The organism is Lacticaseibacillus nasuensis JCM 17158 (genome assembly GCF_001434705.1).
GTDB classification, from domain to species: Bacteria; Bacillota; Bacilli; order Lactobacillales; family Lactobacillaceae; genus Lacticaseibacillus; species Lacticaseibacillus nasuensis.
The window spans coordinates 46,107-71,137 of the sequence record NZ_AZDJ01000030.1; the positions used below are offsets into that span (position 1 = coordinate 46,107).

Genomic DNA, 25,031 nt, shown 5'->3' on the forward strand with positions numbered 1-25,031 from the left:
TCAATCATGACCCAAGCGGTCGGAGAGTTTATCGGTACCTTGATCCTAGTATTGCTCGGTGACGGCGTCGTCGCCGGCGTTTCCCTGAACAAATCCAAGGCCAAAGACGCCGGCTGGATCGCCATTGCGCTGGGGTGGGGCCTGGCAGTAACGCTCGGGGTTTACGCCGCGTCGTTCCTCGGCCCGGCCCACCTGAATCCGGCGGTGACCGTGGGCTTTGCCGTCATCGGCCAGTTCCCATGGAGCGGCGTCTTGCCGTTCATCATCGCGCAAATGCTGGGCGCCTTCATCGGGGCCGTGCTGGTGTGGCTACACTACTACCCGCACTGGGCGGCCACGCAAGACGAAGCGGCGATTCTGGGGACCTTTGCCACCGGGCCGGCGATTCGCAGCCCGCTGGCCAACCTCTTCTCCGAATTTCTTGGCACCATCATGCTGGTGTTTGTCCTGTTAGCCTTCACCAAGGGTAAATGGACGGCGGGCTTGAATCCCATGGGCGTCGGCGCGTTGATCACCGCCATCGGCTTCTCGCTAGGGGGCACCACCGGGTATGCGATTAACCCGGCCCGGGACCTTGGCCCCCGCATCGCCCACGCGGTGCTGCCGATTGCCAACAAAGGCGGCTCCGATTGGGGCTACAGCTGGGTACCGGTGATTGGTCCCCTGCTCGGCGGCATCGTCGGGGCGTGGTTGTTCACGTTAATCTAGCCAAGACTAAGGCCTGCGCCGCGGCGCAGGCCTTTTTTCGTGCGTACGGGCAGCAAAAAAGCCGCCTTCTGTGTGAAGGCGGCTTGGATCACTAGCGCGGCGCGCGACTCATGCGCCGGTCGATCACCCGCGAGGCAATCGACAAGGCGTAGTTGACGATGAAGTACAAGGCGGCCAACGCGACGAACATCGGAATCATGTAGTTGATGTTTTGGCCGTAGATGATTTGCGCGTGGTACGTCAGCTCCGGCAGCAAGATGATCGTGGCCAGGCTGGTATCTTTGACCAGCGAAATAAACTGGCTGACGATCGGCGGGATCATCTTCTTGAAGGCTTGCGGCATGATGATCTTGGTCATCGCCTGCGTGTAGCTCAGCCCGTTGCTGCGGGCAGCCTCCATTTGGCCCACCGGCACCGCGTTGATACCGCTGCGCACGATTTCGGCCAGCATCGCCGATTCGAACACGGTCATCGCCACGATCGCCGCCGGAATCACCGGCAGCCGAATGCCGATATCCGGCAAGGCGAAGTAGGTAAAAAACAGAATCAACAGCAGCGGTAGGTTTCGAATCAAGTCGATGACAAAGCCGACGATGGCGCTGAAGTACTTGATTTTCACGTACCGGGCGACGCCTAACAACGTGCCGAGAATGAAGCTAAACAGAATCGAGACCACCGAGACTTCGACGGTCACCCATAGCCCTTGCAAGAGGTAACGAAGATTATCCCATGTGTAGGCGGCAAAGAATGATTGCATATGCCCGCCTCCCTTCTAGGCCGAGACCCAGTGTTTTTCCAGATACCGCATCAAGTAAGACAGCGGCATGGTCAACACCAGGTACAACAACCCAACGGCCAGGTATGTATCGAAGGTGGAAAACGTGGCGTTGGCGACGATTTTACCTTCATACATCAAGTCGAAGCCGGCGACGAAGGCCAGCACCGAGCTGTTCTTGACCAAGTTGATGAACTGATTGCCCAACGGTGGCACGACGATTTTGATTGCCTGGGGAAAAATGATCTGCACCATCGCCTGCGTGTAGGTCAGCCCCACCGACCGGGCGCCTTCCATCTGGCCCACGGCGACGGATTCGATGCCGGCGCGGACGGTTTCGGCGATGAAGGCGCTGGTGTAAATCGTCAAGCCAATCGTGCCGGCGGTGAAGCCATCCATCGGCATCACGTAGCGCGGCACAATCACGTAAAAGCCCAAGGCGATGACCAAGAGTGGGATGTTGCGGACCACCTCGACGTAGATACGCCCGATGATGCGCAGCCACTTGCGGTGCGAGATTTCAAATAAGGCAAATGCCGTGCCGATGACCAGACTCCCCAGCAAGGCCATCAGGCTGGCGGCAAGCGTGTAGCCCAGACCGCTTAACAGCGCCGAGCCGTGTTCAGCCAAGATTGTGAACATCTACTCCACCTCCTTCAAGCTAAAGCCAGGAATGCCCTTGAACCACTTGTTGATGAGCTTGGCGTAGGTGCCATTGGCGCGCAACTGATCGACGGCGGTATTCATGGCCTTGGTCAAGTTGTCCTGCCCCTTGTTCATCGCGATTCCGTAAGGCTCTTTGGTGAAGGTGCCGCCGACCACCACATAATCGTGGTCTTGCTCACTCATCCCGTACAGGATGCCGTTATCGGTGGTCAACGCGTCGCCTTGGCCGGACTTCAAGGCCGTGAAGGCTTGCGCGTAGTCGGATAACTGCAAGACTTGCGTTTGCGGGGCGGCTTTTTTGACGTTGTCGACGGAGTTGCTGCCTTGCACGCCAATCACCTTGGTGCCTTTCACCAGGTCCTTCACCGACTTGATGGGACTACCCTTTTTTACCAGCAAGGCCTGCCCGGCGTTGAAGTACGGCTGCGAGAAGTTCAAGACCTTCTGGCGGTCCGGCGTGATCGTCATGGTGGCGATCACCGCGTCGACGTTGCCGCCTTTTAACATCGGCACCCGGGTGTCGGAGGTGACTTGCACCAAATCCGCCTTGCCCTTGGGCCCGAGAATCTGCTTGGTGATGGCCTTGGCCATGTCGATGTCAAAGCCTTCGATTTGATCCGTTTTAATATTCATCAGCCCGAACAACCGCGTATCGGCCTTCACGCCCCAAACGAGTTTGTTGGTGGCCTTGGCGTGGGCCAAAGCGTCGCGGTCGGCGACACTCTTGCCACACCCGGCCAGCGCCAAGGCGAGAAAGGCGACGAGCAGCAGTAATGGGCGCAACCTGCGTTTTGCCATAAGCTGCCTCCTTAGTGGTTGAGAATCTTACTGATGAATTCCTGCGCGCGCGGCTCCTTAGGGTGATCGAAGAACCCGGCGACGTCGCTTTCGTCTTCCAAGATCTGCCCATCGGCCATGAACACGATGCGGTCGCCAACACGGCGGGCGAAGCCCATTTCGTGGGTGACCACAACCATGGTCATGCCTTGCTTGGCGATTGTTTGCATGACGTCCAGCACGTCGCCGATCATTTCCGGATCAAGCGCGCTGGTGGGCTCGTCAAACAGAATCGCCCGCGGGTTCATCGCCAGGCTGCGCGCAATGGCCACGCGCTGCTTTTGCCCGCCGGATAAGGCGCTGGGATACTTGGCGGCTTGGTCTTCCAAGCCGACCATCTTCAACAGCTCGCGCGCCGAGTCCTCGACCTCCGCCTTGGGCCGCTTCAAGACCATCGTCGGGCCAAGGGTGATGTTGTCGAGCACCGTCTTGTTGGCGTAGAGGTTAAAATGCTGGAACACCATCCCCACGTTTTTGCGGATCCGGTTCATGTCGGTGTTCTTGTCCGCCAAGTCGAAATCGTTGACGATCAATTGCCCGCTGGTGATGCGTTCCAGCCCGTTGATGGTGCGCAACAGCGTACTCTTCCCCGAACCGGACGGGCCAATGATGGTCACGACCTCGCCGCGATCGATGGTGAGGTTGATATTTTTGAGTGCGTGAAATTTCCCGTAATATTTTTCGACATCGTGAAACTCAATCATTGACATCGCAATCCCCCCTTAATGGCTATCCCGTGGATACAGGTGTTCACGTTTCTGGATAAAAAACGGCCTTCCCTGATAAAAGGGAAGGCCGTTGGTCGACATAAAATGAGCAGGCCCTAATTAATATCTTACCGGCTTTTCTTAATAACTGCAAATATCATTGTCGTCCGCTGACACTTTTTCTTGGCGAGTAGGCCAGCTGCACACTCAGGCTGTATGGTTCTTGGCGCGTGATCACGCCGTGGCGCCCAGGCACCTTGCTTTCGCCGCCGGTGATCACCACCTGCGCCGCGGCCAACTCGTAATCGGCGAGCGCCGCGGCCACCGGCATCAACCCGACGCGCGTGACCGTCGCCAGGCTGGCGGTGGTCAGTGCGTTCAAGCCGCCAATCACCTCGAGGCTGTCGCCGGTGCGGCGCAGCGTGTAATATGGCACCGGCACCGGCGCGCCCATGGCCGGCACGGGTTGCTTATTCTTTTGCGCCACGCGGGTCACCGCGCGGTCGTCGAGGCCTTGATAGTTCAAGGTCATCGCGCCTTGCTTGGTCAGCGCTTGGACTAAGTCGTCGAGGTGGCGCTGCTGGGCCGGGTCGATGCTGACGGCGGTGGGCAGGAGTTTATCGGCGTCGAACAACCCGCTGGCCGGGCCGCCGGCGGTGTCTTGGGCCAGCTGCTGCTCGGCGGCCTTGAGTTGCGCTTGATTGCCGCCGAGGAGTTTTTCGACCTTCGGGGAAATGTCGAACTTGGCGCGCTTGTCGGTGAAGTAATAGACGAAGTTCAACGCGATGAAGTACAGCAACACCAAGAACAACAACAGGAACAAGACACCGTATAACCGGTAGGCGGCGTAGCGCAGGTTCAAAATCGCCACGTACAACAGGTAGAAATTAGCGAGAAACGCCACGATGGTGAACGCCTTACCCTTGGCTTTGTCTTGAATATTAAAGTAGCCGAGCAGGCGGTTGAGAATATCTAATGCGGTTAACATGCACGGCCTCCTTATTCTTGATCAGACGACGATGAACTAGCGCTGCTGCTACTGCTGCTGGCGCCCGTCGTGTCACCGGTGGTCGTGCCACCGGTCGGTTTACTGCTGCTGGTGGTGGTCGTCGCTTGTTGCGCGCTGGATGAGCTGCTGCTGGCCGGGGTACTGCTGCTGGTTTGGCTGCTGCTCGAGCTTGGCGCGGTGGCGGATTGGCTGCTGCTGGAGCTAGCAGCACTTGGCTTGGCCGCGCGTTTGCTCGACGCGCTGGTGCTTTGGCCGCTAGCCTTGCGGGACAGCGACAGGCTGGCCGACTGAGCGGACTTCGGTTGACTGCTTGGGTTTACAGTATTATTGACAATATTATAGGTGCTCGCTAACAAGATGATGGAAACAATCGCCGCTGGTGAAAACAACGGCGGAGTGCGATAGGCCATGATGCTGGCTCCTTTCTCGGTGCCCTTTCAGTGTAACCCGAATCCGCCAGAACATTCAGTAAAGAAAGTCCTAAACCGCACCAATTAAAAAACGGCGACTGCTCGCCGCCTACTTGGCCCGTGCACACGCGGCGCACAAGCCATACAATTCAAAATTATGACTGGCGATTTGCGCCCCTGGTACCTGCTGCTCGAAATACCCCAGCGGGCACATCTTCAACTCCTGCACCCGGTGGCACTGCGTACAAATAAAGTGATGGTGATGCGGATGCTGAAAGTCGCACTGCAGCTTCACCGTCGCCTGCTCCCCTTGCGTCGCTTCCTCGAGAATACCCAGCGACTCGAACGCCTTCACGTTGCGGTAAATCGTGTCGTGGGATAACCCCGGGTGAACGCCCCGCAGATAGGCATCCACGGCAGTCACCGGCACGTAGCTGTCTTCATGCGTGCTGAGGTAGCCGATTAAATCGCGGCGCTGTTTGGTCAGCCGCAAGCCGCTGGCCTTGAGCCTGGCCAGCGCGATCCTCGCATTACTCATGGTGTCCTCCCTTCGGCGTAACTCACTCGATTCGTCAATTCAGTTTACCACAATTGAAATTACGCGGTGAACGTCGCTACGAATGCCGCCAAGGCGCGTTTTGTCGCCGCCCAGTCGGCGTTCACTACCACGATGGTAAACGGGGCCAGTGCGGGTGGCAGCGTCAAGTCCCGCTTCGTTTCCGCACTGGCCAGCCGTGCCGCCACCCGCGCCGGTGCGTCGCCGCGCGCCACCAAGCGATCCGCCAGGTGCGCCGCATCCGGCACGGTCAAAAATAATCCGGCGAATTGCGCCCCCAGCGCCTGCTGATAGGTCATACCGCCGGCGGTGTCGAGGATGATCGACACCAAGTCGTTTTGCGCCCAGGCGCGGGTCAACCCCTCATAGGAACTGCCGTATTGATAGCCCGAATAGGTCACGGCTTCGAGGTAATGGTTCTGGGTAAAACTCGTCGGCGTTTCAAAGTAATAATCGACGCCGCTAACCTCGCCTTGCCGCGCCGGGCGCGTCGTGTGCGTCAACACCCGCGGAATGCCAAACTGCCGGGTGAGATACGCGCTCACCGTGGACTTACCGGTACCCGATGCCCCCATAATCACAATCACTCGCTTCAAGTCATCGCCTCCGTTGACTAGTGTGCCGAAATTTGCCCGGTGGCGCAACCTTTTCCCGGGCCGCCGCTACGAGTTATTCCGCCAGAAATCCGTGTTCCAGCACCGCCAGATACTGCTGAACATCCGAAACCAGCCAGTCGAGGTCCTCGACGCGGGCATTCGGATGCGCGTCTAAAAACGGCCGCGCCTGGTCGGTCACGGTGGTGATCATGCCGCGAATCAAGGCCTGCACCACTGCCGGCGACACGCCGGGGCGTAGCGGCAGCCGCGCCAACACCGGGCCGATCAAGTCCACACTGGCCAGCTTGACCTCCGAATCAAACAAGGCCAACAATTGTGGCCGCACCGCTTCCGGCAGGTCGCTAGCGCCGTACAACGCGAGGCCAAACGCCATTTCGTCGCGGTATTCGAGTTGTAACTGAATCTTGTAGCGCAATGCCCGCGTCACCATCGTGGTCAGATCCGGGGCGTCTTGCCACACCGACCAGTCCGCCACTTGGTTCAGGCGGGCGAACACATCCTTGGCCACAGCCAGGTACAAGTTGGCCTTGTTGGTGAAGTAATGAAAAATCAGCCCCTTGGAGACCTGCGCCGTGCTGGCGATCACCGAGGTTTTGGCGGCGTGATAACCAAGCGTGGCAAATTCGTGCAGCGCCGCTTGCAAAATCCGCGCCACCTTCTCTGGGTCGCGCGGCTGGTTGGTTAACTGGTTCATCCTGATCATTCCTCAATTCATCGTTAAATCCCGGCGCCGATAACCAATGCCGGCAATCACCAGAAAGGCCACCCCAAGCGCCACCATGCCGGCCACTGGCGGCCAGGCCACGGCGTGTTGTGGCACCGCATTGACCCACCCATAAGGCGTTAGGCGTTGCGCCCAGTCGGGAAAATTCAGCATCGGCCCAAGGTACTTCGACAACACGCCATACACCGGCACGAGCCAAATCAGCCGCTGCCAGCGCGGCCAGCACCCCACCAGCAGCGCGGCCAGCCCGCACACCACGAGAAGTGCCGGCCAATAGCCGACAAAGCCGCGCATGAACCGGGCTAAGCTGATGGGACTGGTCATGACGGCATTGCCCGCCACCGCCATGCCCAGCACGCCGAGGGCCAACGCCGCGGTGCCGCTGACCAGCGCCTGGATGACGGTGGCACTAAATAAGCGCAGCCGCGACACCGGCGCCGCGTGTAGCAGCTCGAGGCGGCCCTGCCGCTCTTCGGTATTCAGCCGCAGCAACGTGGTCACGGCAGGAATCGTCGCCACCACGGCGAAAATCACGGTGAGCGTGTTGGCCAGGCTCAAGATCACCGCGTGGTTGGCGGCGGTGACCCCGCTATTACCCAGGAGTTTGGCCAGCATGGGATTGCTTTTTACCAAGTCGCCAACTGTGCCGAAAATTGACCCGTAAGCCGCGCCGAGAATGAATAAGCCTAGCCACCAAATCAAGGTGCTGGTGCGCTCCAGGCGCACCAAAAGCGTCAGCGGCCCCTGCAGCCAGGCTCTGGCCGTGCGGCGGCCGGGGCGCGGCGAAACGATCCCAGCGCCGATATCGCGCGTGGCCGCGACGGTCACGGCGATGGCCAGCACCACCACGCTGAAGCCGAGCATCAACCCCACCGGTAGCCAACGGTTGGTGGTGTACAGACCCATTTTTTCGATCCAGCCAAAAAATGTCCACCAGGTCCAGTCGGGATTGGCCACGTCTGTCGCCATGCGCGCGATGAACGTCACGCCTAGCCACCCGTAACTCAAAGTGGTGGCCCCGCGCGCCGAGCTCATCACCTGAGCCGCCAACAAGGCCGCCGCGCCAAACATCAACCCGAATGCGGCTAGGCCGAGGCCGAACAGCCAGTCACCGGCGGCATTGCTACCGGCCATATTGGCTGCCTGCAAGCCGAGGGCCTCGAGGCAGCCGGCAGCCACATTAATCAGCACCAACTCGAGCATCGCCGCGGCCAATTGACTCTGGCGCCCAACCGCGCGCGCCAAGATCAACTCCGCGGTGCCACTGTCTTCTTCGGCGCGCGTGGCGTGCACAGCAAAATACACGTTCATCATCGCCGCAAACAGCCCCATGAACACCATCATTTCGGCGCCATAAATCACCGCAACGGCGTAGGGCGGCGTGGCCGTGAATGGCCCAAACAACGCCACCATCGCCGGTGTCTTCAGCGTTTCGGCAATCGACACCAGCGCCTGTTGCGTGCTGTAAATGCCGCCGAACTTGCCCGCGGCAATCACCATCAACCCCGCGAGTCCGCCGATCCACAACGTGATTTTCAGCCAATCGTGGCGCAGGTCGAGCCGCAAAATAGCCCAGGTATTAGCGAAGCGATTCGTCATCATGCCCCGCCTCCGAATTGTAATAGCGCAAGAACAAGTCCTCCAACGTCGGTGGCGTCGTGGTCAGCGCAACGATGCCGAGCTGACTCAGCGTCGCCATCACCTGCCCCATCGCCTCCGCATCGACGGCAAACACCGCCTGAGTCGGCGTCGAAGCGGTGAACTGATGCACCGTTGGCCAATCGGCGATGGCGGCAAGCGGCTGCTGAGTCGTCACGTGCACCGTGCTGCGGCTGAGCTGCCGCATTTCGGAGAGGGAGCCGACTTCGATGATGGTCCCTTGGCGAATGATGGCGATCCGATCGCACATTCGCTCGACTTCGCTGAGAATGTGCGAAGAAAGCAGCACGCTTTTGCCGGCCTGCTTCAAGGCCAGCACCTGTTGCTGGAAGACTTCTTCCATTAAGGGATCCAAGCCGCTGGTGGGTTCATCGAAAATGTACAGTTCGGCGTCGCTGGAAAAAGCCGCAATCAGCGCGACCTTTTGCCGGTTGCCCTTGGAGTAGGTACGGGCTTTTTTCGCCGGATCCAACTCGAATTGCTGGATCAAGGCATCGGTGCGGGCGCTGTGCTGTTGACCGTTGAGTCGCAACAAGAAGTCGATCACCTCGCCGCCGGTTAAATTCGGCCACAGGTTCACGTCGCCTGGCACATAAGCGAGGCGCCGGTGAATCTTGACGGCATCGCGCCACGCGTCCAGGCCAAAGATGGTGGCGTGCCCGGCAGTCGGCCGCAAAATGCCCAGCAAGGTGCGAATCGTCGTCGACTTGCCCGCGCCATTCGGCCCGATAAAGCCGAAGACCTCCCCTGCGTGAATCGTCAAGCTAATGTCTTTTAGCGCCTGAAACTGACCAAAACGTTTTTGCAGATGGTCAACGGTTAACACCTCTGTCATCGTGTTCGCCTCCCGAATTGATAAGCAAAGTGTAGGGCCTGCTGACTGGCGGGTCAATGACTTTCGGGTCAACGGGGCGGCGGCTGAGCGTCGTGCGCCACAGGGGCTGCGCGAGGCGCCTAGTGGCGGGTCAATGGGTTGGCCTTAACAATGCCGTTGCAGGCACCAAAAAAGCCGGCGATGCCGGCTTCAGATTATTTTAGAGGCGACGAGCAAAACTTGGCCCGTAACTGCCCATGCTTTGAATGCGAACGGATTGGCCCGGTTGCGGCGAATGGATGTAACGCCCACCACCGATGTAAATGGCCACGTGATAGGCGGACCCCACGCCACCCCAGAAGAGCAGGTCGCCCGCTTTGAGGTGGCTGAGACTCACGGCTTGGCCGCGGGTGCTCATGCCACCGGCAGTCCGAGGCAAGCTCACGCCTATTTGCTTAGCGGCGTACCACACCAGCCCGGAACAATCGAACCCGGCTGGCGAGGCGCCACCGGCGCGATACGGCGTGCCGAGGTACTTCGCCGCGGCGGCGCCGATACCGGTTAAGGAACCAGTCGCCACAGTCGCCGACTTGGCAGGAGTTGCGGCCTTAGCCTTCGTGGCCACCTTGGTGGTGCGAGCAGCGGCAGCCGCCGTTGTCACCTTCGTCTGCAAGGTCGTGACCTGTTGCTTCGTGGCGGCCACTTGGGCGCTAAGTGTCTTGACCGTTTTCTGCAAGGCGGCGGCTTGGGCCTTCAGCTTGGCAGAAGCGGCTTGAGCGGCCACTTCGTCGCGCGCGGCGGCAGCTTGTTGGCTGGTGATGGCGTCACGCTTGGCCACAGTGACCGGTGCGGCCAGCTCGGCTTCGTTCGCACGAGCCGTGGCTTCGCGTTGCTTCAACGTGAGCTGCTTGGTCGCCTCACGCATCGCGGCCTGCTTGGCGGCGAGGGTCTTGGCGAGGCTCGTGTGCTTCGTGGTGGCGGCGGTGAGTTGGCTCTTGGCCGTGGTCGTTGGCGCGGCGGCAACCGGGGCGCCGGCCACGAGGCTAAATCCCATGATTAATGCGGCAATGCCTGTAATTCCCTTACTCCGTTTCATGCATACACTCCTTGTGATGATTTAAACACAGTGTAGCAATCGGAGTTTACAGAATCGTGACGGGAACGTTAAAGTCGTGCGTCCATCTCGCGTCTAAATGGGAACAATTTCCAAATGCAGCTGGTAAGTCTCCGTGTCATCCATCACCGCCAGCAGGCAGTGATCCTGTCCTAGCCAACTGATGACCAGGCCCTCCGGCAGGTGCAACGGCAGTTTGCGCAAGTCGCCTCGCACCGCCTGCAGCTCCGGAATGATGGCATCCGTCAAGGTGTGCAACGCCGGTAGCGTGGCGCCGGATAATTCTGTGATCAATAGACTGATGGCCTTCAGCTCGGCATCCTTGAAGCTCGTTAATTTTTCACCATCTAATCCGCCATACGCCAGACTCAACGTCTTGTCTTGCATGCTGGCGGCAATCACCGCATAAGCCATCGCGCCCTCTCTTTCTGCGACTCCCCGTCGCGTCCCGTTAATTCGAGTATACCATGTTCCACCCCGGCCGCCGCGACAAATCGGGTTGGCGTTTGGCCCCTGCGCGCGGCATAATAAAAGGAACATTGTAAAGAAGGTGACATCATCAATTCTCCCACTGCTGCCCGCCGCCTCGGCCAGGGGCTGCTATTAGGCACCCTGTCGGCATTCGGCCCGCTGTCCATGGATATGTATCTGCCGGCGCTGCCCGCCTTGCAAACGGCGCTGGGCACCACCACCGCCTTGGCGCAACTCACCATCACCGCCAGCCTCGTGGGCATGGCGGCAGGCCAGCTGGTAATCGGCCCGCTGTCGGATCGCTACGGCCGCCGCTTGCCTCTGCAAGCCGGATTATGGCTGTTCATCCTCACCTCGCTCTTAATCGCCTGGGTGCCCAATATCTGGCTGTTGTTGCTGTTGCGTCTCGTGCAAGGCATCGGCGGCGCCGCCGGGCAGGTGCTGTCGCGTTCGATTGCCCGCGATTTATACGGCGGCCCGGCACTGACCAAATTCTTGGCGCTACTGATGGCGGTAAACGGGATTTTCCCGATTATTTCGCCTAGCATCGGCAGCCTGGTGCTGATGGCCACCGATTGGCAAGGCATCTTCTTGTTGCTGGCCGCCATCGGCTTATTGCTGAGTCTGGCTAGCTGGCGGTACCTGCCGGAAACCTTGCCGACGACCGCCCGTGGCCACAGCGCCGGGGCCGCGTTCAAACAAATGGCCAGCCTCGTGGCCAATCGGCGGTTTATGACCTACGTGATCGCACAAGGCTTCGCGTATGGCGCTTTATTCTCCTACATCAGCGGCTCGCCGTTTGTGTTTCAACGGTATTACCACCTGCCCGCCTTCGCCTTTGCGCTGGTTTACGCGCTGATTGGGCTGGGCATCATCGTCGGCACCGCCTTGGTCAACCGGCTGGTCAGCTTCACCGACACGCGGCACCTGTTGTTTGCCGGCCTCACCGGCGGCATCGGCACCGCGCTGCTGTTGCTGCTCAATGCGGTTACCCTAGATTCGGTGGCCGTCGTGGTCATCGCCTGCTTCGGGTTACAAGTTTGTTTCGCGATGGTCAACGCCACGGCCACCAGCCTCGGCATGGGCGTGGATGCCGCCAAGGCCGGCGGCGCCAGCGCGTTACTGGGCCTCGGCAGCAACGCCGTCGCCGGCATTTTTTCGCCGCTAGTCGGCCTGTTTGCGGCCACCAACACCCTGCCGATGAGCGGCCTGATTCTGGTGGCGGATGGCTTGGCCTTCGCCACCGCCTGGCTCGGCCGCCGAGCGTAAGGCACAACAAAGCCGCCTCGCATGTGCGAGGCGGCTTTGTTGTGACACGAAAAGCTTATTTGTGAATGTAATCGTAGCTGCTGGCGTTACCGATAGTTTCGGTGTTCGGGCCGGCTGGACTGGAGAAGCCCATGCCGCCTTGTTGGATGGTGATGGAGTTGCCATTCACCGCAGTCACATACGCAACGTGCCCGTATGTCGGGTCAGCCGTCCAGCTGCCGACGCTTTGGCCGCCGTGGAAAACGACGACGGCGCCGACTGCTGGCGTGTGGTTAACGGTGAAGCCTTCAGCCGCGGCGGAACTGCTCCACTGCGTGCCGTTGCCCCAGTAGTTGCCGACCCAAGGCGCAACCTGCTTGACGTACCAGGTGCACTGGCCCCAAGGATAGGTGTTGCCTTCGCCGGTGTGGTTCTTGTGGTTACCAGAGGTCGTGGTGCTGGTCTTGGTCAGCTTCGCGGCCTTGGCGGCGGCTTGCTGCTTGGCAAACGTGGCTTGCAAGGCCTTTAACTTCGACTTGTTGGCGTTGATCTTCTTGTTCAGCGCAGTTTGCTTGGCCTTAGCGGTGCTCTTCAGCTTGACCAGCTTGGCCTTGTCGGCAACCAAGGTGTTCTTGGCAGCCACTTGCTTGGCTTTCGTCGCTTCAAGGGTCTTCTTTTGCTTACCCAGTTGAATCTTGGTGTCCTTGATTTCCTTGACGGCTTCGGCGTTAGCCTTGGATAAGCCGTTAACGGTTTTGACCCGGCCCAAGGCGTCGGACAGGTTCTTGGCCTTCAACAGGAAATCGACGTAGGCGTTACCGGTGACGGAATCGCCGGCTTTCTTCTGCAGGGACTTCAGCTGCTCACGCATGGTGTTGGTGCGGGCGGCGAGTTCCTTCTTGGACTTAGCCACCGACGCCTTCAACCCGGTGATCTTGGTTTGGGTGCTGGCGATTTCAGTGGTGGTATCGGTGATGGCCGTGTTCTTGGCGGTGATCTGGTCGTCGAGCTTGATCACCTCGGCGTTGGCGGTTTTCAACTGCGCCAGCAGCTTCTGCGTGCTGGTTTGGGTGGCGCTAATATCGGTTTTGGTAGTTGCGGTCACTGGTAGGAATGAGGTGCCGGTAGCGCCGATGGTTGCGGCAGCAATGGCAACGGTCACGATTTTCGTTAACTTGTTCATGCGGAATCCCCCGTCTATTTTCACTATTGACGAGTGTACTCCCGAAAGATTACACGCTTGTTACAGGCGATTTACGCTCGTTAGACAAAACACGTGTCCGTTCATTTTCTCACAAGTTCTCGCAAATATATTGGTAAAAAAGCAGGTCTATGCCGATTCGCCGACGCGCACGAGGAAATACTTCTTCTTCCCGCGACGCACAATCACGAACCGGCCGTCGAACATCGCCGTCGGGTCCACGGTAAACTCGAGGTCGCGCTGCTTGGTACCGTTGATGGTAATGGCGCCGTTTTGCACGTCTTCGCGCGCTTGCCGCCGCGACGATTCGATGCCGGTGGTGTCCACCAGCCAGGTGACGATGTTTTCAGGCGCACGCGGCGCTGTCACGGTTGGAAACTGCTTGAAGCCCTGCTCGATCTCGGCGGCGGTCAGGTCCTGCACCTCGCCGGAAAACAGCGCGGCGGTAATGGCCTCAGCCTGGGTCACCGCGGCCGGACCGTGGACGAAGGTCGTGACCTCTTGGGCCAAGCGGCGCTGGGCCTCGCGGCGTTCCGGGTGGGCCTTGGTGGCCGCCACCAGGTCGGCGATGTCCGCTTGCGACAAGAATGTGAAGAACTTCAGGAACTTCTCGACATCCGCGTCGTCTTGGTTGAACCAGAACTGATAGAACTCGTAGGGACTCGTCTTCTCGGGGTCGAGGTACACGGCGCCGCCGGCAGACTTGCCGAACTTGGTGCCATCGCTTTTCAGCATCAGCGGGTTGGTCAAGCCGTAAACTTCAGCGTCGGCCCCCAGCACCTTGTGGATCAAGTCGATGCCGGCGGTGATGTTGCCCCACTGGTCGGCGCCGCCCAGTTGCACCTGCACGTCTTCGTGCTGATACAAATGCAGAAAGTCGATGCTTTGCAGAATCTGGTAGGTGAATTCGGTGTAGGAGATCCCGTCTTTCAAGCGGCTGGCGACGACTTCCTTAGCCAGCATCTGGTTGACCGGGAAGAGCTTGCCGTAATCGCGCAGAAAGTCTAGCATCGACAGCTTGGACAGCCAGGAATAATTGTCGACGATGCGGAAATTATCCGTGCCGAAAAGCCGCTCCATTTGCGCGGTGAGCTTCTTTTTGTTCTGGTCGATGGTGGCCATGGTTTGCAGCACCCGCTCGGAGTTGCGCCCGGACGGATCGCCGATCGAGCCCGTGCCGCCGCCGATGACAATCACCGGCTTGTGGCCCATGAGCTGGAACCGCTTGAGCATCATGAACGGAATCAGGTGGCCGACGTGTAGCGAGTCGCCGGTCGGGTCGGTGCCGACATAGATGCCGACGTGTTTTTCCGTGGTTAACTTGCGCAGCCCCGCCTCATCAGTGAGTTGGTTCAACGCCCCGCGCCAAGCGAGTTCATCCAAAATATTCGTCATGTTTCTCCCTCCGTTAGTCGTTGCACAAAAAAAGTCCCCGATCCATCTGATCAGGGACGACAGCGCCGCGGTACCACCCAGGTTGCAGCCGAAGCTGCCACTTCTCGATGCGTAACGGCATCACCCGGTGGTTTCTACGGCGCCGTAATTCGGGGTCAAGCTCGGGAAGGCTCGCAGCAACCGCCTTCTTTCTGCACCGACGACTTGACGCCTACTTCAACGCGCAACCAATTGCTCAAAGTATCGCACAACCCCCGCCGCGACGCAAGCTACTTGCTGTTGGCTTGGCGCTTCAAGGCGTCGGTGAGGCGCTCGAGGCGGGCGATGGTGTCGTCGAGCGTCAGGTAATAGTAAACAATATTGCCCACTTGCTTGCTGCCGACCATGCCGATTTCCTTCAATAACTTCAGGTGGTGCGAGGTCGCCGGTTGCGACAACCCAATGGCCGCGGCCAGGTCGTTGACCATGATGCCGTGCTCGGCGGTCACAGTACCAAGCATCATAATTAGTTTTTGCCGGCTCGCATTTGCCAGCGCATTCAAGTGGCCAATGTCTAGTTTGAATTCAGTCAAGGCGTCTTGTTGCGCCTTGGAATACTTTGTGTCGATCATACTTGCCTCCTGCTGTCTCGCATTTATCTCTTAACAGTCTATACCTCTGACAATTGAATGGGCCCAAACTTGTCAAGACAGAAACATTGCCGGGCAAAAAGAAAACGATTACACTAGAATTGACACAATTAGGAGGTGAACCATGACCGATTCCCTACACTTTACCGCCCTTGGTGGCGACAACGTCTTAACCGTCACCAGCGACTACCCCACCGGCTTGTACGACCAAAGCATCGCCTTGGTGTCGGCGTACTCGCACCTGTTGTCGTTTTACGATGACCAATCTTTGTTGAGCGAACTCAATGCCAACGCCGGCGAGTCCCGCGTCCACATTCCGGTCCGCCCGATTTTCAACCTCATCGCCACGGCGCTTGATTGGAGCAAGCGCGGGCTGGGGTTCAACGTGCTCATGGGGCCACTGACGCGCTTGTGGCGCGAGGCGCAAGCCAAGGCCACTGCGCCTAGCGACGCCGCTATTGCTGCAGCGCTGGCCTTAAGCGACCCCAACTTAGTCGACCTCGACTCCGATTCGCAAACCGTGTTGCTGACCAAGCCGGGCATGGCCATGGACCTCGGTGCCATTGCCAAGGGCTTCATTCTCGATCAGCTCACCGCCTTGTGGGCCACGCACCACGCCACCGGCCAAATCGACCTGGCCGGGAACATGGCCCTGATTGGCAATAGCCCCGCCGGCGTGCCGCTGTGGCAGGTGCCGGTAAGCGACGGCCACACCGTGCGCGCCACGGTGGCCAGCGAGCCCGGGGCGGTGATGACTTCTAGCATTCACACCCGAGAATTTAAGGCCAATGGCACGCCGTATCACCACCTGCTGGACCCGGCGACCGGGCGGCCGATTCAAAGCACCATGGCCAGCATCACGGTGTTCACCAAAACCGCGACGCTGGGTGATATCTTGTCCAGTATCGGGTTTTACGCCGGCGTGCCGGCCGGCTACGACGTCATCGACGCCGCCGACTCCGCTTCAGAAGCCGTGTTCATCACGCAAGACACCCGCGTTTACCCGACCAGCGGCCTGCGCGAGCGCATCGTGATGGCCTGATTATCCCACGTAAAAACGGACCGATCCTGAGGATCAGTCCGTTTTTGCGTGCCCGCAGTCATTCCCGCGGCGGGTGGGTCGGCCGCACGTCCCAGATTTCGCGGCCGTAGTTGGCCACGGTGAAGTCGGCGGCAAATTGGCCGGCCGCGGCGATGTTGATGGCCATGGTTTGCGCCCAGCCGGCGGGATCGGCGTAGCGCTGCTCGACGCGCCGGCTGGCGGCTTGGTACGCCGCAAAATCCGCCAGCACGAAATACTCATCGTTGCCCAGCACCAGCGAGTCGACGATTTGCCGCCCTTCGAGTTGGATATCGGGAATGCTGCCATCCGTCAGCATGGCGACGACGCGTTTTAACAGCGGCGACTCGGCCAGCACCGCGCTGGCCGAATAGTTGCCGACTTGCTGATAGGCGCGCACCTGAGTGGCAGTCAGGCCGAAGGTTTCGATATTCGCCGCCCCCACCGCGTCGCGAATCTCGATGTTCGCCCCGTCGAGCGTCGCCAAAGTCAACGCGCCGTTAGCCATCAGCTTCATGTTGCTGGTGCCGCTGGCCTCGGTACCGGCCAGCGAGATCTGCTCGGACACGTCGGCGGCGGGAATGATGCGACTGGCCAGGCTCACGTTGTAATTCGGCAGGAAAATCAGCTGCAGGCGCCCACTCACCCGCGGATCGTGGTTGATCACGCCGGCCGCGGCGTTCATCACCTTGATGATCGACTTGGCGTAGGCGTAACTCGGCGCGGCCTTGGCGGCAAAAATGTGCACACGCGGCGGCAGGTCCCCGCCATCCAGCAGCGTCAGGTAATCTGCCAAAATTCCTAACAGGTGCAGCAACTGCCGCTTGTAGGCGTGCAGACGCTTGATTTGCACGTCGAACAACGCCTGCGGATTGACCGTTTCGTGCAGCGTGGCCAGAATGTAATCGGCGAGTGCTTGCTTGTTGGCCAGCTTCACCGCCTGCAGCTGCTTGGCCAGCCCCGGCTGTTGCGCCGCGGCGGCAAAGCCGCGGGCGGCTAACGGGGCGCGGTGCCACGCCGGCCCCACCGCCAGATCCAGCAGCTGCGTCAAGCCGGGATTAGCCAGCAACACCCAGCGGCGCATGGTGATGCCGTTAGTTTCGTTCAGCAGCTTGCGCGGATACAAGGTGACCAGGTCCTTCAACACGCTTTCCCCCAGCAGTTGCGTGTGCAGCTTGGCCACGCCGTTAACGGCGTGGCTGCCGATTACCGCGAGGTTGGCCATCCGCACGCGCCCGTTCCCCAACGGCGCGGCCCGGTTGACCAACAGCTCCCCGTAGCGCCGGGTAAAGCGCGCCCGAAAGCGCCGGTCGATTTCGCCAATCAATTGCGCCAGGCGCGGTACCACCCGGGCAAACAGTTGCTGGTCCCAGCTTTCCAGCGCCTCTTGCATCAAGGTGTGGTTGGTGTAGCTCAGCGTGGCTTCGGTGAGTCGCCACGCCGGCTCCCAGTTTAACCCGAAGTCGTCGAGCAACACCCGCATCAACTCGGCGACGGCCATGGCCGGATGCGTGTCGTTGATGTGAATGGCGACGAATTCCGGCAGGCGCATGATGTCTTGGTGGAACCTCAGGTAATGGTGGACGACGCTTTGCACGCCGGCCGACACGAGAAAATACTCTTGGCGTAGCCGCAGTTCCTGCCCCGCCACCTGGGAATCGTCTGGATACAGGATGCGGGTGATTTCATCCGCCCGCGCCTTATCGGCCATCGTAAAGGCGTGGTTGGGATCGTTCACCGGCTCGGCCGACCACAGGCGCATCGTGTTCACCACGCCGTCGTGGTAGCCGGGAATCGCGGTATCGTAAGGCACCGCCAGAATTTCTTGGGCGCCTTGATACTCCGGCTGCAGCTGGCCGGTGGCGTCTGGGCGCAGCCACACCTGGCCGCCGAAACGCACAATCACCGCGCGGTTTTCCTTGCGCACCTCCCAGACGTTAGTGTCGCGCAACCAGTCGTCGGGCAGCTCGACTTGGTAGCCGTCGACGAAACGCTGGCGAAATAAGCCGTAGCGGTAGCGAATACCGTTGCCGTTGCCCGGCATGCCGACGCTGGCCATGGCGTCGAGAAACGCCGACCCTAAGCGGCCCAGCCCGCCATTGCCCAGCGCCGGCTCGGCTTCTGCTTCGTACAACAAGGCCGAGTCGACGCCATACGCCGTCAAGGCCGCCTCCATGTCGGCCTTGATGCCGAGGTTCAACAAGTTGCTCGCTAGCAGTCGGCCCGGCAGGAACTCGATGGCAAAATAATACACCTGCTTTTGCCCGGAGCGGTCCACCGCTGCCTTGGTCTTGGCCCAATTCGGCGCGATCATCCCCCGGGTGACAAAGGCCACGGTGCGAAACTGCTGGGCGAGATCCAAGTGGGTAAAGTCATCGGCAAACAGTTGCATCGCCGTGGTTTGTAACGCGCGCTTCAAGTCTTTCATGATGCCCCCAGCAGGCGCGCGTAGCCGGCCAAATACTGCTTGGCTGCGTGGCGCCAGTCAAAATCCGCCGCCATCGCCGCTTGTTGCAACTTGGCGTAGGCCTTCGGTTCGGTGGTGTACACGCCACTGGCCATGGCCAAGATGTTGGCCAAGACGCCCGGCTGGTACTCCCAGAAACTAAAGCCCGTGCCGGCGCCGGTCGTGGCATCGTATGGCGTCACCGAATCGCGTAGGCCCCCGGTTTCATGCACCACCGGCAGGCTGCCGTAGCGCATCGCCATCATTTGGGCCAAGCCGCTGGGCTCAAAGGCGCTGGGCATGACGAAGAAATCGCTGCCGGCGTAAATGCGCTGCGCCAAGCCGACATCGAAGCGAATCGCCACCGCTAGCTGCCCTGGATAACGCTCGTGCAGTGCCGTCAGCGCCGCCTCGAGGTCCGCGTCGCCGGTGCCCAGAATGGCGACTTGAATATTTTCGTGCGCCAACACCTGCCCCAAGGCTGCCACCAGCAAGTCGCTGCCTTTTTGCCGAGTCAGGCGGCTCACCACGCCAAACAACGGATCCGGCCGCTTGGGCAACCCGAGCTCGCGCTGCAAGGCCTGCTTGTCCTTCGCCTTGCCGGCTAGGTGCTTGGCGTCGTAGGTTTTGGCCAGATACTGGTCGGTGGCCGGATTATACAGCGCGGTGTCGATGCCGTTCAAAATGCCCACCAGTTTACCCGCGTTTTTGCGGAGAGTGCCATCGAGGTGCTCGCCAAACGCCGGGGTTTGAATCTCGCCGGCGTAGGTCGGACTCACCGTCGACACCAAGTCGGCGAAGTTGATGCCGCCTTTCATGAAGTTGACGCTGTTGTCCTGGGCGAAGCCGTCGTCGTTGAAGTACTGGCGGCCGATGCCAAAGACGGTGTCGAGAATCGACGGCGGAAACCAGCCTTGAAACTGCAAATTATGAATCGTCAGCTGCGTGCGGATGCCTTGGTAGGCACTCACCCAATGATATTTGTCGTGCAACAACACCGGAATCATCGCCGTGTGCCAGTCGTTGACGTGCAAAATGTCCGGAATGAAGTCGATCACCTGCAGCATCTCCAGCACCGCCAGCTGAAAGAACCCGAAGCGCCCGCCGTCGTCCCAGTCGCCATACAGGTGGTCGCGGCCGAAGTACTCCTGATTGTCGATAAAATAAATCGGCACCGCCCCCAAGGTCAACTGCTTGACGCCGACGTATTTCGCCTGGCCGCCAACCTGCACGGTAAACTGCGCGACTTCCCGCAGCTGATTGAGGTAGGCCTCGGGAAACAGCCGGGCGTAATACGGCAGTGCCACGCGAATGTCGACGCCGGCCTTGGCCAGCGCCTGCGGCAAGGCGTAGACGACATCCCCAAGCCCGCCGGTTTTGTAAAATGGCGCGCTTTCCGCCGCCACGAAGAGCACCTTGGTCATGCCGGCACCTCCTCAATCGACTGGTACACCGTCGCGTTTTTCGGCACAACCACCGGGTGCTCCGGCGTACCCGCCACAGTGACGTTCGGGCCAATCACCACGCCTTTGTCGAGGATGGCGTTGCGGACGCTGGCCCCGATCGAGAGCTTGGTGCCTTGCATGATCACCGAATCCACCACCTCCGCGTCGCGGTGCACCAAGACGTTGCGCGAAATCACCGAATGCGTGATGCTGCCTTCGATGTACGCGCCGGTGCCCAAGATGGTGTTAACGACATGCGAATCCCGGGCAAAAAAGGTCGGGATCTCATTTTTACTCTTGGTCAGAATCGGAATCGAGCTGTACAGCAACGCCTGATAGCTGGCATCGTCTAACATGGCCAAGTTGGCGGCGAAGTATTGCTGAATGCCCGTCACCCGCGCCAAGAACCCGGTGTATTCAAAGGCGTTGGCGTTATTGGCCAGCACCGCGTCGCGCAGCAACTCCGGCATCCGCCGAAAACTCGCCCCGTTACTGGCAGCGTCCAAGAGTTCAATTAACATCGGCGTGTCGATCAAATAGCCATCCATAAACGCCGCCACCTTCGCCGCGTCGCCGAGGTGGCGGGCAGATAACGGCAGCACCGAACTGGCCGTGCCCAGCTCGGACAACGACAGCGTCAACTCCTGTGCGCCCAGCTCCGTCACCGGCAGCGTCTTATAAATCGCGGTGATTGGGCTGTCGCCGGCGCGGTGATAATCGAGCACCGCGTTCAAGTCGATGTTGGCAATGTTTTTCGCCCCGAGAATTACGGTGTAGCGCGAGCCGGACATGCGCAGAAACTGCATGTAGTCTTCGTAATACCGGGCACGCAGGCTGGCGTCGTTGTAATCGCGCGTGGCCACATACGGGAACATGAACACGCCGCCTTGAATCAAGTCGAGGTTCCAAGTCGCCCCGCTTCTCAGGTGGTCTTGCACCGAACGCGCCGAGCGCGGCATGAAGATTGCCACGCTGTGAATATCCGCGGCGCTAATCGCCGACAACGGAAAATCGATCAGGCGGTAGCGCCCGGCAAACGGTAGCGTGCCAATCGGTCGACCCGTCGTCAACGGTGCCAACGCCGCATCGTCTTCGTTCAAGTCGATAATGGCACTTAATTCCCCTTTTCTCATGCCTTCTCCTTTCTGCCAATGGCCTCGCCGTAGCCGACCACGGCAATGTCATCCGCCGTGCCGACCACCTCGCCGTTATCCCCCACGATGGCGTCTTCGCCGATGATGGCGTGATCGATGCGCACATTTTTCCCGATCACGGCATTGGGCATGACCATCGAATCCGTCACCACCGACCCCGGCCCAATCTTCACGCTTTGCGACAAGATGCTGTGATCCACCGTGCCGGCGACATAGGAGCCGTCGACAATCATCGCCCGCGTCACCTTGGCCGTGCTGGTCAGCATCATCGGCGGCAAGGCCTCGGCCTGCGAATAAATCCGCCAGTTGCGGTTGGTGATGTTCAGCGGGTTGTTCGGCGACAGGAATTCCATGTTCGCCTCCCACAGGCTTTGAATCGTGCCGACGTCTTTCCAGTAACCGTGAAACGCGTAGGCGTAGGTCGGCTCGTTGTGCGCCAGGTAGGCGGGAATGACGTCGTGACCGAAGTCTTCCAGGTTGCCGTCGGTGGCGTTGGAGTCGGCGAGATACTTGCGCAACGTCGCCCAGTTGAAAATATAAATGCCCATCGAGGCGTTATTACTTTTCGGCGCCGCGGGTTTCTCCTCGAACTCGATGATGCGATCCGTGTCGTCGGTATTCATGATGCCAAAGCGGCTGGCCTCGCTTTTGCTAACGGGCATCACCGCCACGGTCAACGCCGCCTTCTTGCTTTCGTGAAACGCCAGCATCCGCCGGTAGTCCATCTTGTATATGTGGTCACCGGATAGCACCAACAAGTACTTCGGGTTGTACGAGTCGATGTACGCCATGTTTTGGAAAATGGCGTGGGCCGTGCCTTCAAAAAACTTCTCGCCGTCGCTGGCGGCATACGGCTGCAAAATCGTCACCCCGGCCGAACGCTCGTTGAGCCCCCAGCTGGCCCCGTTTTGCACGTGGCGGTTGAGCTCCAGCGGCTGGTATTGGGTGATCACACCCACCGTGTTGACGCCTGAGTTGCTGAGGTTGCTCAAGGTGAAGTCGATAATCCGATACCGCCCGCCAAATGGCACCGAAGGCTTCGCGGTCGTCCGCGTCAACTTCCCCAACCGAGTCCCCTGCCCCCCAGCCAGAATCATCCCTAACATTTCTGTCGTCATGATAGTCCTCCATATTAATGACAAGTTGTGAGCGAGCCCGCTTAAGGGACGGAACGTAGGCGCCGCCTGAGGGGTGACTCGCGGGTTTTGCGAGTCGGCCATCAGGTGGTCCTCTGTGTAGCCTCATGGGCTCGCGAACACGATTAGACAAGTTGTGAGCGAGCCCGCTTATGAGGCGGAGCAGATGCGCCGCCTGAGGGGTGACTTGCGCACTTTGCAAGTCGGCCATCAGGTGGTCATCTGTGTAGCCTCATGGGCTCGCGAACACGATTAAGTTGTGAGCCGGGCGGCGTGATAAACATGTTGCGTTTCCTCTTTACCCCTCAGCCGGCTCCGGCACAATCAACAACGCCCCCATCGCCGGTAAAATCACGTCGAGGCTGTCGGCTTGTCCATTGGCTGGTACCGCGGTGGCGACGTAATGGCGCGGCACGTGCGTCCAGGTCCCACCGGCGGCAATGGCCTCGGTGTTCAAGATCACGCGGTAGTGGCCGCCATGCGGCACCGGCACACGGAAGTGATCGCGCTGCTTGGTCACCAGATTCAACACGACGATCACCGGCAACTCGCCCGGCGAGCGGCGAATATAACTCAAGGCATCCGGGTTGTCCCCGATCGTCACCAGCATTCCGGTTTCATCGTGATCCCCACGCCACAACGCCGGATAACGGCGATATAAATGCATCAAGTTGGTGGTGAAGGACTGCATTTTGGCGTTCAGCGGATCGGCCAAATCGCGCCATTCCAGCTGCGTCCAGTCACGCCACTCGAGGAATTGCCCCCATTCGCTGCCCATAAACAACAGCTTTTTCCCCGGGTGGGTCAGCCACCAGACGTACATCACCCGCAAATTGGCGAATTGGTTGTAGCGGTCGCCGGGCATCTTGTGCATCAGCGACTTCTTCCCGTGCACCACCTCGTCGTGGGAAAACGGCAAGATGAATTGCTCATCGCGCAGGTAAACAAACGAGAAGGTCAGCTTGTGCACGTCGCGCTGCCCCGGCGCCCGGCTGAAGTAGGCCAGCGTATCGTTCATCCAGCCCATGTTCCACTTGTAGTTGAAGCCCAAGCCGCCGAGGTACACCGGCTTGGTGACGCCGGGATAGGCGGAACTTTCCTCGGCAATCATCAGCGGATTCACCACGGCACTGAAGGCCACGCGGTTGAGTTTTTGTAAAAATGCGATGCCTTCCAGATTCTCTCGCCCGCCGTTGCGGTTGCGGTCATGCTCCTTGCCGGCGTCGTAATCCATGTACAACATGTTCGACACGGCATCGACCCGCAAGCCGTCGAGGTGGCACTCCTTCAGCCAAAACGTGGCGCTGCTTAACAGAAAACTTTGCACCTGCGCGCGCCCGAGGTCGAAATTCCATGAGCCCCAGCGGACGTTATCGGCGCGGTGCGCGTCGGCATACTCGAAGGTCGGCGTACCGTCAAAGCGGGCCAAGGCGTCGGCGTTGCGAATGAAATGCCCCGGCACCCAGTCCATGATCACGCCCAGCCCCGCCTGGTGGGCCGCGTCGATGAACCCCAGCAACTCGCCAGGCGGCCCGAAGCGACTCGTCGGGGCAAAATACCCCATCAGCTGATACCCCCAAGATTTATCCAGCGGGTGCTCCATCAGCGGCATCAATTCGATGTGCGTGAAGCCCAGCTTCTTCACATAAGGGATCACCACCTTGGCCGCCTCGGCGTATGTCAAATAAGCGTCATTCATGTGCCGGCGAAACGAGCCGAGGTGCAGCTCGTAAATGCTGATGGGCCGCTGATACGGCGGAAACGCTTCGCGGTCCTTGAGCCAACGGGTGTCGTGCCAGTCATGCGCGGGCAAATCCGCCAACAACGCCGCCGTCCCCGGCTTGCGTTCAAACGCAAAGGCGAAGGGATCGATTTTCTCCCGGGTCACGCCATCGGGGCCCGTGAGCCGAAACTTATAATGCTGCCCGGCCAGCGCCTTGGCCGCCCCGCGCCACACGCCGGTATCGCCAATCGGACTCAGCGGGGCCGGCTGCCAGTCGTTCCAGTCGCCAACCACCGCCACGCCTTGCGCATGCGGCGCCCACACCAGAAACTCCCAGTGGTCCCCCACCTGGTGGGCTCCGAAGCGATGATAAGCCTCGAAGTCTTCTCCTCGGTTAAACAAATACAGCCATTGGTCTAAGTCATTTGCCACCACGGCCACCTCCTGCCACCCTCATCTACCTTGAGTGTAACAGCTTTCCAACAGAAAGCGAGAAATATGGTGAGGTCCTAATCCAACAAGTGTTT

Annotated in this window: 24 protein-coding genes; 3 read left to right on the plus strand and 21 right to left on the minus strand. The window is 59.8% G+C overall.

The window, feature by feature from the left end:
* Window positions 1–3 precede the first annotated feature (3 nt).
* Window positions 4–708 carry an MIP/aquaporin family protein gene (locus FD02_RS07575; RefSeq protein ID WP_082603372.1) on the plus strand — a complete coding sequence of 235 codons (705 nt, stop codon included), beginning with the start codon at window positions 4–6 and terminating at the stop codon, window positions 706–708.
* A gap of 91 nt (window positions 709–799) precedes the next feature.
* On the opposite strand, the gene FD02_RS07580 is transcribed toward FD02_RS07575, so the two are convergent.
* From FD02_RS07580 to FD02_RS07640, 13 genes are all read right to left on the minus strand, one after another.
* Window positions 800–1,465 (minus strand): amino acid ABC transporter permease, encoded by a 666-nt coding sequence (locus tag FD02_RS07580; protein WP_056951516.1) that lies wholly within the window; start codon window positions 1,463–1,465, stop codon window positions 800–802.
* Window positions 1,466–1,480: 15 nt separating this feature from the next.
* Entirely contained in the window at window positions 1,481–2,125 is a 645-nt protein-coding gene (locus tag FD02_RS07585) for an amino acid ABC transporter permease (RefSeq protein ID WP_054722883.1), read from the minus strand.
* Entirely contained in the window at window positions 2,126–2,947 is an 822-nt protein-coding gene (locus FD02_RS07590) for a glutamate ABC transporter substrate-binding protein (protein ID WP_056951517.1), read from the minus strand.
* Window positions 2,948–2,958: 11 nt separating this feature from the next.
* Window positions 2,959–3,696: an amino acid ABC transporter ATP-binding protein gene (locus FD02_RS07595; protein WP_054722881.1), complete on the minus strand. Its 738-nt coding sequence runs from the start codon at window positions 3,694–3,696 to the stop codon at window positions 2,959–2,961.
* 154 nt (window positions 3,697–3,850) lie between these two features.
* Window positions 3,851–4,681, minus strand: coding sequence for a DUF6681 family protein (locus FD02_RS07600; RefSeq protein ID WP_056951518.1), 831 nt, complete (start codon window positions 4,679–4,681; stop codon window positions 3,851–3,853).
* A gap of 11 nt (window positions 4,682–4,692) precedes the next feature.
* Window positions 4,693–5,112, minus strand: a complete 420-nt coding sequence (locus tag FD02_RS07605) for a hypothetical protein (protein ID WP_056951519.1) — start codon at window positions 5,110–5,112, stop codon at window positions 4,693–4,695.
* Between the two features lie 109 nt (window positions 5,113–5,221).
* Complete coding sequence (locus tag FD02_RS07610; protein WP_054722875.1) at window positions 5,222–5,650, minus strand: Fur family transcriptional regulator; 429 nt, start codon at window positions 5,648–5,650, stop codon at window positions 5,222–5,224.
* A 59-nt stretch (window positions 5,651–5,709) separates the two neighbouring features.
* Window positions 5,710–6,264, minus strand: a complete 555-nt coding sequence (locus FD02_RS07615; RefSeq protein WP_420805083.1) for a guanylate kinase — start codon at window positions 6,262–6,264, stop codon at window positions 5,710–5,712.
* A 73-nt stretch (window positions 6,265–6,337) separates the two neighbouring features.
* A complete protein-coding gene (locus FD02_RS07620) occupies window positions 6,338–6,979 on the minus strand; it encodes a TetR/AcrR family transcriptional regulator (RefSeq protein WP_056951520.1) in 642 nt (213 codons plus the stop codon).
* A 12-nt stretch (window positions 6,980–6,991) separates the two neighbouring features.
* The gene (locus FD02_RS07625) at window positions 6,992–8,611 is read right to left on the minus strand and encodes an ABC transporter permease (protein ID WP_056951521.1); all 1,620 of its coding nucleotides are present in this window, start codon (window positions 8,609–8,611) and stop codon (window positions 6,992–6,994) included.
* A complete protein-coding gene (locus FD02_RS07630; RefSeq protein ID WP_056951522.1) occupies window positions 8,589–9,503 on the minus strand; it encodes an ABC transporter ATP-binding protein in 915 nt (304 codons plus the stop codon). The genes FD02_RS07625 and FD02_RS07630 overlap by 23 nt, the downstream gene beginning before the upstream one ends.
* 199 nt (window positions 9,504–9,702) lie before the next feature.
* Window positions 9,703–10,578, minus strand: a complete 876-nt coding sequence (locus FD02_RS07635) for a C40 family peptidase (RefSeq protein ID WP_056951523.1) — start codon at window positions 10,576–10,578, stop codon at window positions 9,703–9,705.
* Window positions 10,579–10,671: 93 nt separating this feature from the next.
* Window positions 10,672–11,010, minus strand: coding sequence for a hypothetical protein (locus FD02_RS07640; RefSeq protein ID WP_054723417.1), 339 nt, complete (start codon window positions 11,008–11,010; stop codon window positions 10,672–10,674).
* 183 nt (window positions 11,011–11,193) lie between these two features.
* Here FD02_RS07640 and FD02_RS07645 point away from each other — a divergent pair, with 183 nt between their 5' ends.
* On the plus strand, window positions 11,194–12,336 hold the full coding sequence (locus FD02_RS07645) for a multidrug effflux MFS transporter (protein WP_268871601.1): 1,143 nt from the start codon (window positions 11,194–11,196) through the stop codon (window positions 12,334–12,336).
* A 55-nt stretch (window positions 12,337–12,391) separates the two neighbouring features.
* On the opposite strand, the gene FD02_RS07650 is transcribed toward FD02_RS07645, so the two are convergent.
* The 3 genes from FD02_RS07650 to FD02_RS07660 form a co-directional block, all read right to left on the minus strand.
* On the minus strand, window positions 12,392–13,498 hold the full coding sequence (locus tag FD02_RS07650) for a CHAP domain-containing protein (RefSeq protein WP_054723415.1): 1,107 nt from the start codon (window positions 13,496–13,498) through the stop codon (window positions 12,392–12,394).
* 147 nt (window positions 13,499–13,645) lie between these two features.
* Window positions 13,646–14,911, minus strand: a complete 1,266-nt coding sequence (tyrS, locus tag FD02_RS07655) for a tyrosine--tRNA ligase (RefSeq protein ID WP_054723414.1) — start codon at window positions 14,909–14,911, stop codon at window positions 13,646–13,648.
* Between the two features lie 269 nt (window positions 14,912–15,180).
* Entirely contained in the window at window positions 15,181–15,522 is a 342-nt protein-coding gene (locus FD02_RS07660) for an ArsR/SmtB family transcription factor (RefSeq protein WP_054723413.1), read from the minus strand.
* Window positions 15,523–15,664: 142 nt separating this feature from the next.
* Between FD02_RS07660 and FD02_RS07665 the strand changes: the two genes are divergently transcribed.
* On the plus strand, window positions 15,665–16,582 hold the full coding sequence (locus FD02_RS07665; RefSeq protein WP_056951526.1) for an FAD:protein FMN transferase: 918 nt from the start codon (window positions 15,665–15,667) through the stop codon (window positions 16,580–16,582).
* A gap of 58 nt (window positions 16,583–16,640) precedes the next feature.
* Here the strand turns inward: FD02_RS07665 and glgP are convergent, their stop codons facing one another.
* From glgP to glgB, 5 genes are all read right to left on the minus strand, one after another.
* Entirely contained in the window at window positions 16,641–19,028 is a 2,388-nt protein-coding gene (gene glgP, locus FD02_RS07670) for a glycogen/starch/alpha-glucan family phosphorylase (RefSeq protein ID WP_056951528.1), read from the minus strand.
* Window positions 19,025–20,470, minus strand: a complete 1,446-nt coding sequence (glgA, locus tag FD02_RS07675; RefSeq protein ID WP_054721873.1) for a glycogen synthase GlgA — start codon at window positions 20,468–20,470, stop codon at window positions 19,025–19,027. Before glgA ends, glgP begins: the two co-directional genes overlap by 4 nt.
* Complete coding sequence (glgD, locus tag FD02_RS07680) at window positions 20,467–21,624, minus strand: glucose-1-phosphate adenylyltransferase subunit GlgD (RefSeq protein ID WP_056951529.1); 1,158 nt, start codon at window positions 21,622–21,624, stop codon at window positions 20,467–20,469. The genes glgA and glgD overlap by 4 nt, the downstream gene beginning before the upstream one ends.
* A complete protein-coding gene (locus tag FD02_RS07685) occupies window positions 21,621–22,763 on the minus strand; it encodes a glucose-1-phosphate adenylyltransferase (protein WP_056951530.1) in 1,143 nt (380 codons plus the stop codon). Before FD02_RS07685 ends, glgD begins: the two co-directional genes overlap by 4 nt.
* 316 nt (window positions 22,764–23,079) lie before the next feature.
* Window positions 23,080–24,936: a 1,4-alpha-glucan branching protein GlgB gene (gene glgB, locus FD02_RS07690; RefSeq protein ID WP_082603374.1), complete on the minus strand. Its 1,857-nt coding sequence runs from the start codon at window positions 24,934–24,936 to the stop codon at window positions 23,080–23,082.
* Window positions 24,937–25,031 lie beyond the last annotated feature (95 nt).

What these genes read in the sequence shown, in the direction of transcription:
- FD02_RS07580 (WP_056951516.1), bottom strand. Translation starts at nt 1,465, where the DNA reads ATGCAATCATTCTTTGCCGCCTACACATGGGATAATCTTCGTTACCTC.
- FD02_RS07585 (WP_054722883.1), bottom strand. Translation starts at nt 2,125, where the DNA reads ATGTTCACAATCTTGGCTGAACACGGCTCGGCGCTGTTAAGCGGTCTG.
- FD02_RS07590 (WP_056951517.1), bottom strand. Translation starts at nt 2,947, where the DNA reads ATGGCAAAACGCAGGTTGCGCCCATTACTGCTGCTCGTCGCCTTTCTC.
- FD02_RS07595 (WP_054722881.1), bottom strand. Translation starts at nt 3,696, where the DNA reads ATGTCAATGATTGAGTTTCACGATGTCGAAAAATATTACGGGAAATTT.
- FD02_RS07600 (WP_056951518.1), bottom strand. Translation starts at nt 4,681, where the DNA reads ATGTTAACCGCATTAGATATTCTCAACCGCCTGCTCGGCTACTTTAAT.
- FD02_RS07605 (WP_056951519.1), bottom strand. Translation starts at nt 5,112, where the DNA reads ATGGCCTATCGCACTCCGCCGTTGTTTTCACCAGCGGCGATTGTTTCC.
- FD02_RS07610 (WP_054722875.1), bottom strand. Translation starts at nt 5,650, where the DNA reads ATGAGTAATGCGAGGATCGCGCTGGCCAGGCTCAAGGCCAGCGGCTTG.
- FD02_RS07620 (WP_056951520.1), bottom strand. Translation starts at nt 6,979, where the DNA reads ATGAACCAGTTAACCAACCAGCCGCGCGACCCAGAGAAGGTGGCGCGG.
- FD02_RS07625 (WP_056951521.1), bottom strand. Translation starts at nt 8,611, where the DNA reads ATGATGACGAATCGCTTCGCTAATACCTGGGCTATTTTGCGGCTCGAC.
- FD02_RS07630 (WP_056951522.1), bottom strand. Translation starts at nt 9,503, where the DNA reads ATGACAGAGGTGTTAACCGTTGACCATCTGCAAAAACGTTTTGGTCAG.
- FD02_RS07635 (WP_056951523.1), bottom strand. Translation starts at nt 10,578, where the DNA reads ATGAAACGGAGTAAGGGAATTACAGGCATTGCCGCATTAATCATGGGA.
- FD02_RS07640 (WP_054723417.1), bottom strand. Translation starts at nt 11,010, where the DNA reads ATGGCTTATGCGGTGATTGCCGCCAGCATGCAAGACAAGACGTTGAGT.
- FD02_RS07650 (WP_054723415.1), bottom strand. Translation starts at nt 13,498, where the DNA reads ATGAACAAGTTAACGAAAATCGTGACCGTTGCCATTGCTGCCGCAACC.
- tyrS (WP_054723414.1), bottom strand. Translation starts at nt 14,911, where the DNA reads ATGACGAATATTTTGGATGAACTCGCTTGGCGCGGGGCGTTGAACCAA.
- FD02_RS07660 (WP_054723413.1), bottom strand. Translation starts at nt 15,522, where the DNA reads ATGATCGACACAAAGTATTCCAAGGCGCAACAAGACGCCTTGACTGAA.
- FD02_RS07665 (WP_056951526.1), top strand. Translation starts at nt 15,665, where the DNA reads ATGACCGATTCCCTACACTTTACCGCCCTTGGTGGCGACAACGTCTTA.
- glgP (WP_056951528.1), bottom strand. Translation starts at nt 19,028, where the DNA reads ATGAAAGACTTGAAGCGCGCGTTACAAACCACGGCGATGCAACTGTTT.
- glgA (WP_054721873.1), bottom strand. Translation starts at nt 20,470, where the DNA reads ATGACCAAGGTGCTCTTCGTGGCGGCGGAAAGCGCGCCATTTTACAAA.
- glgD (WP_056951529.1), bottom strand. Translation starts at nt 21,624, where the DNA reads ATGAGAAAAGGGGAATTAAGTGCCATTATCGACTTGAACGAAGACGAT.
- FD02_RS07685 (WP_056951530.1), bottom strand. Translation starts at nt 22,763, where the DNA reads ATGACGACAGAAATGTTAGGGATGATTCTGGCTGGGGGGCAGGGGACT.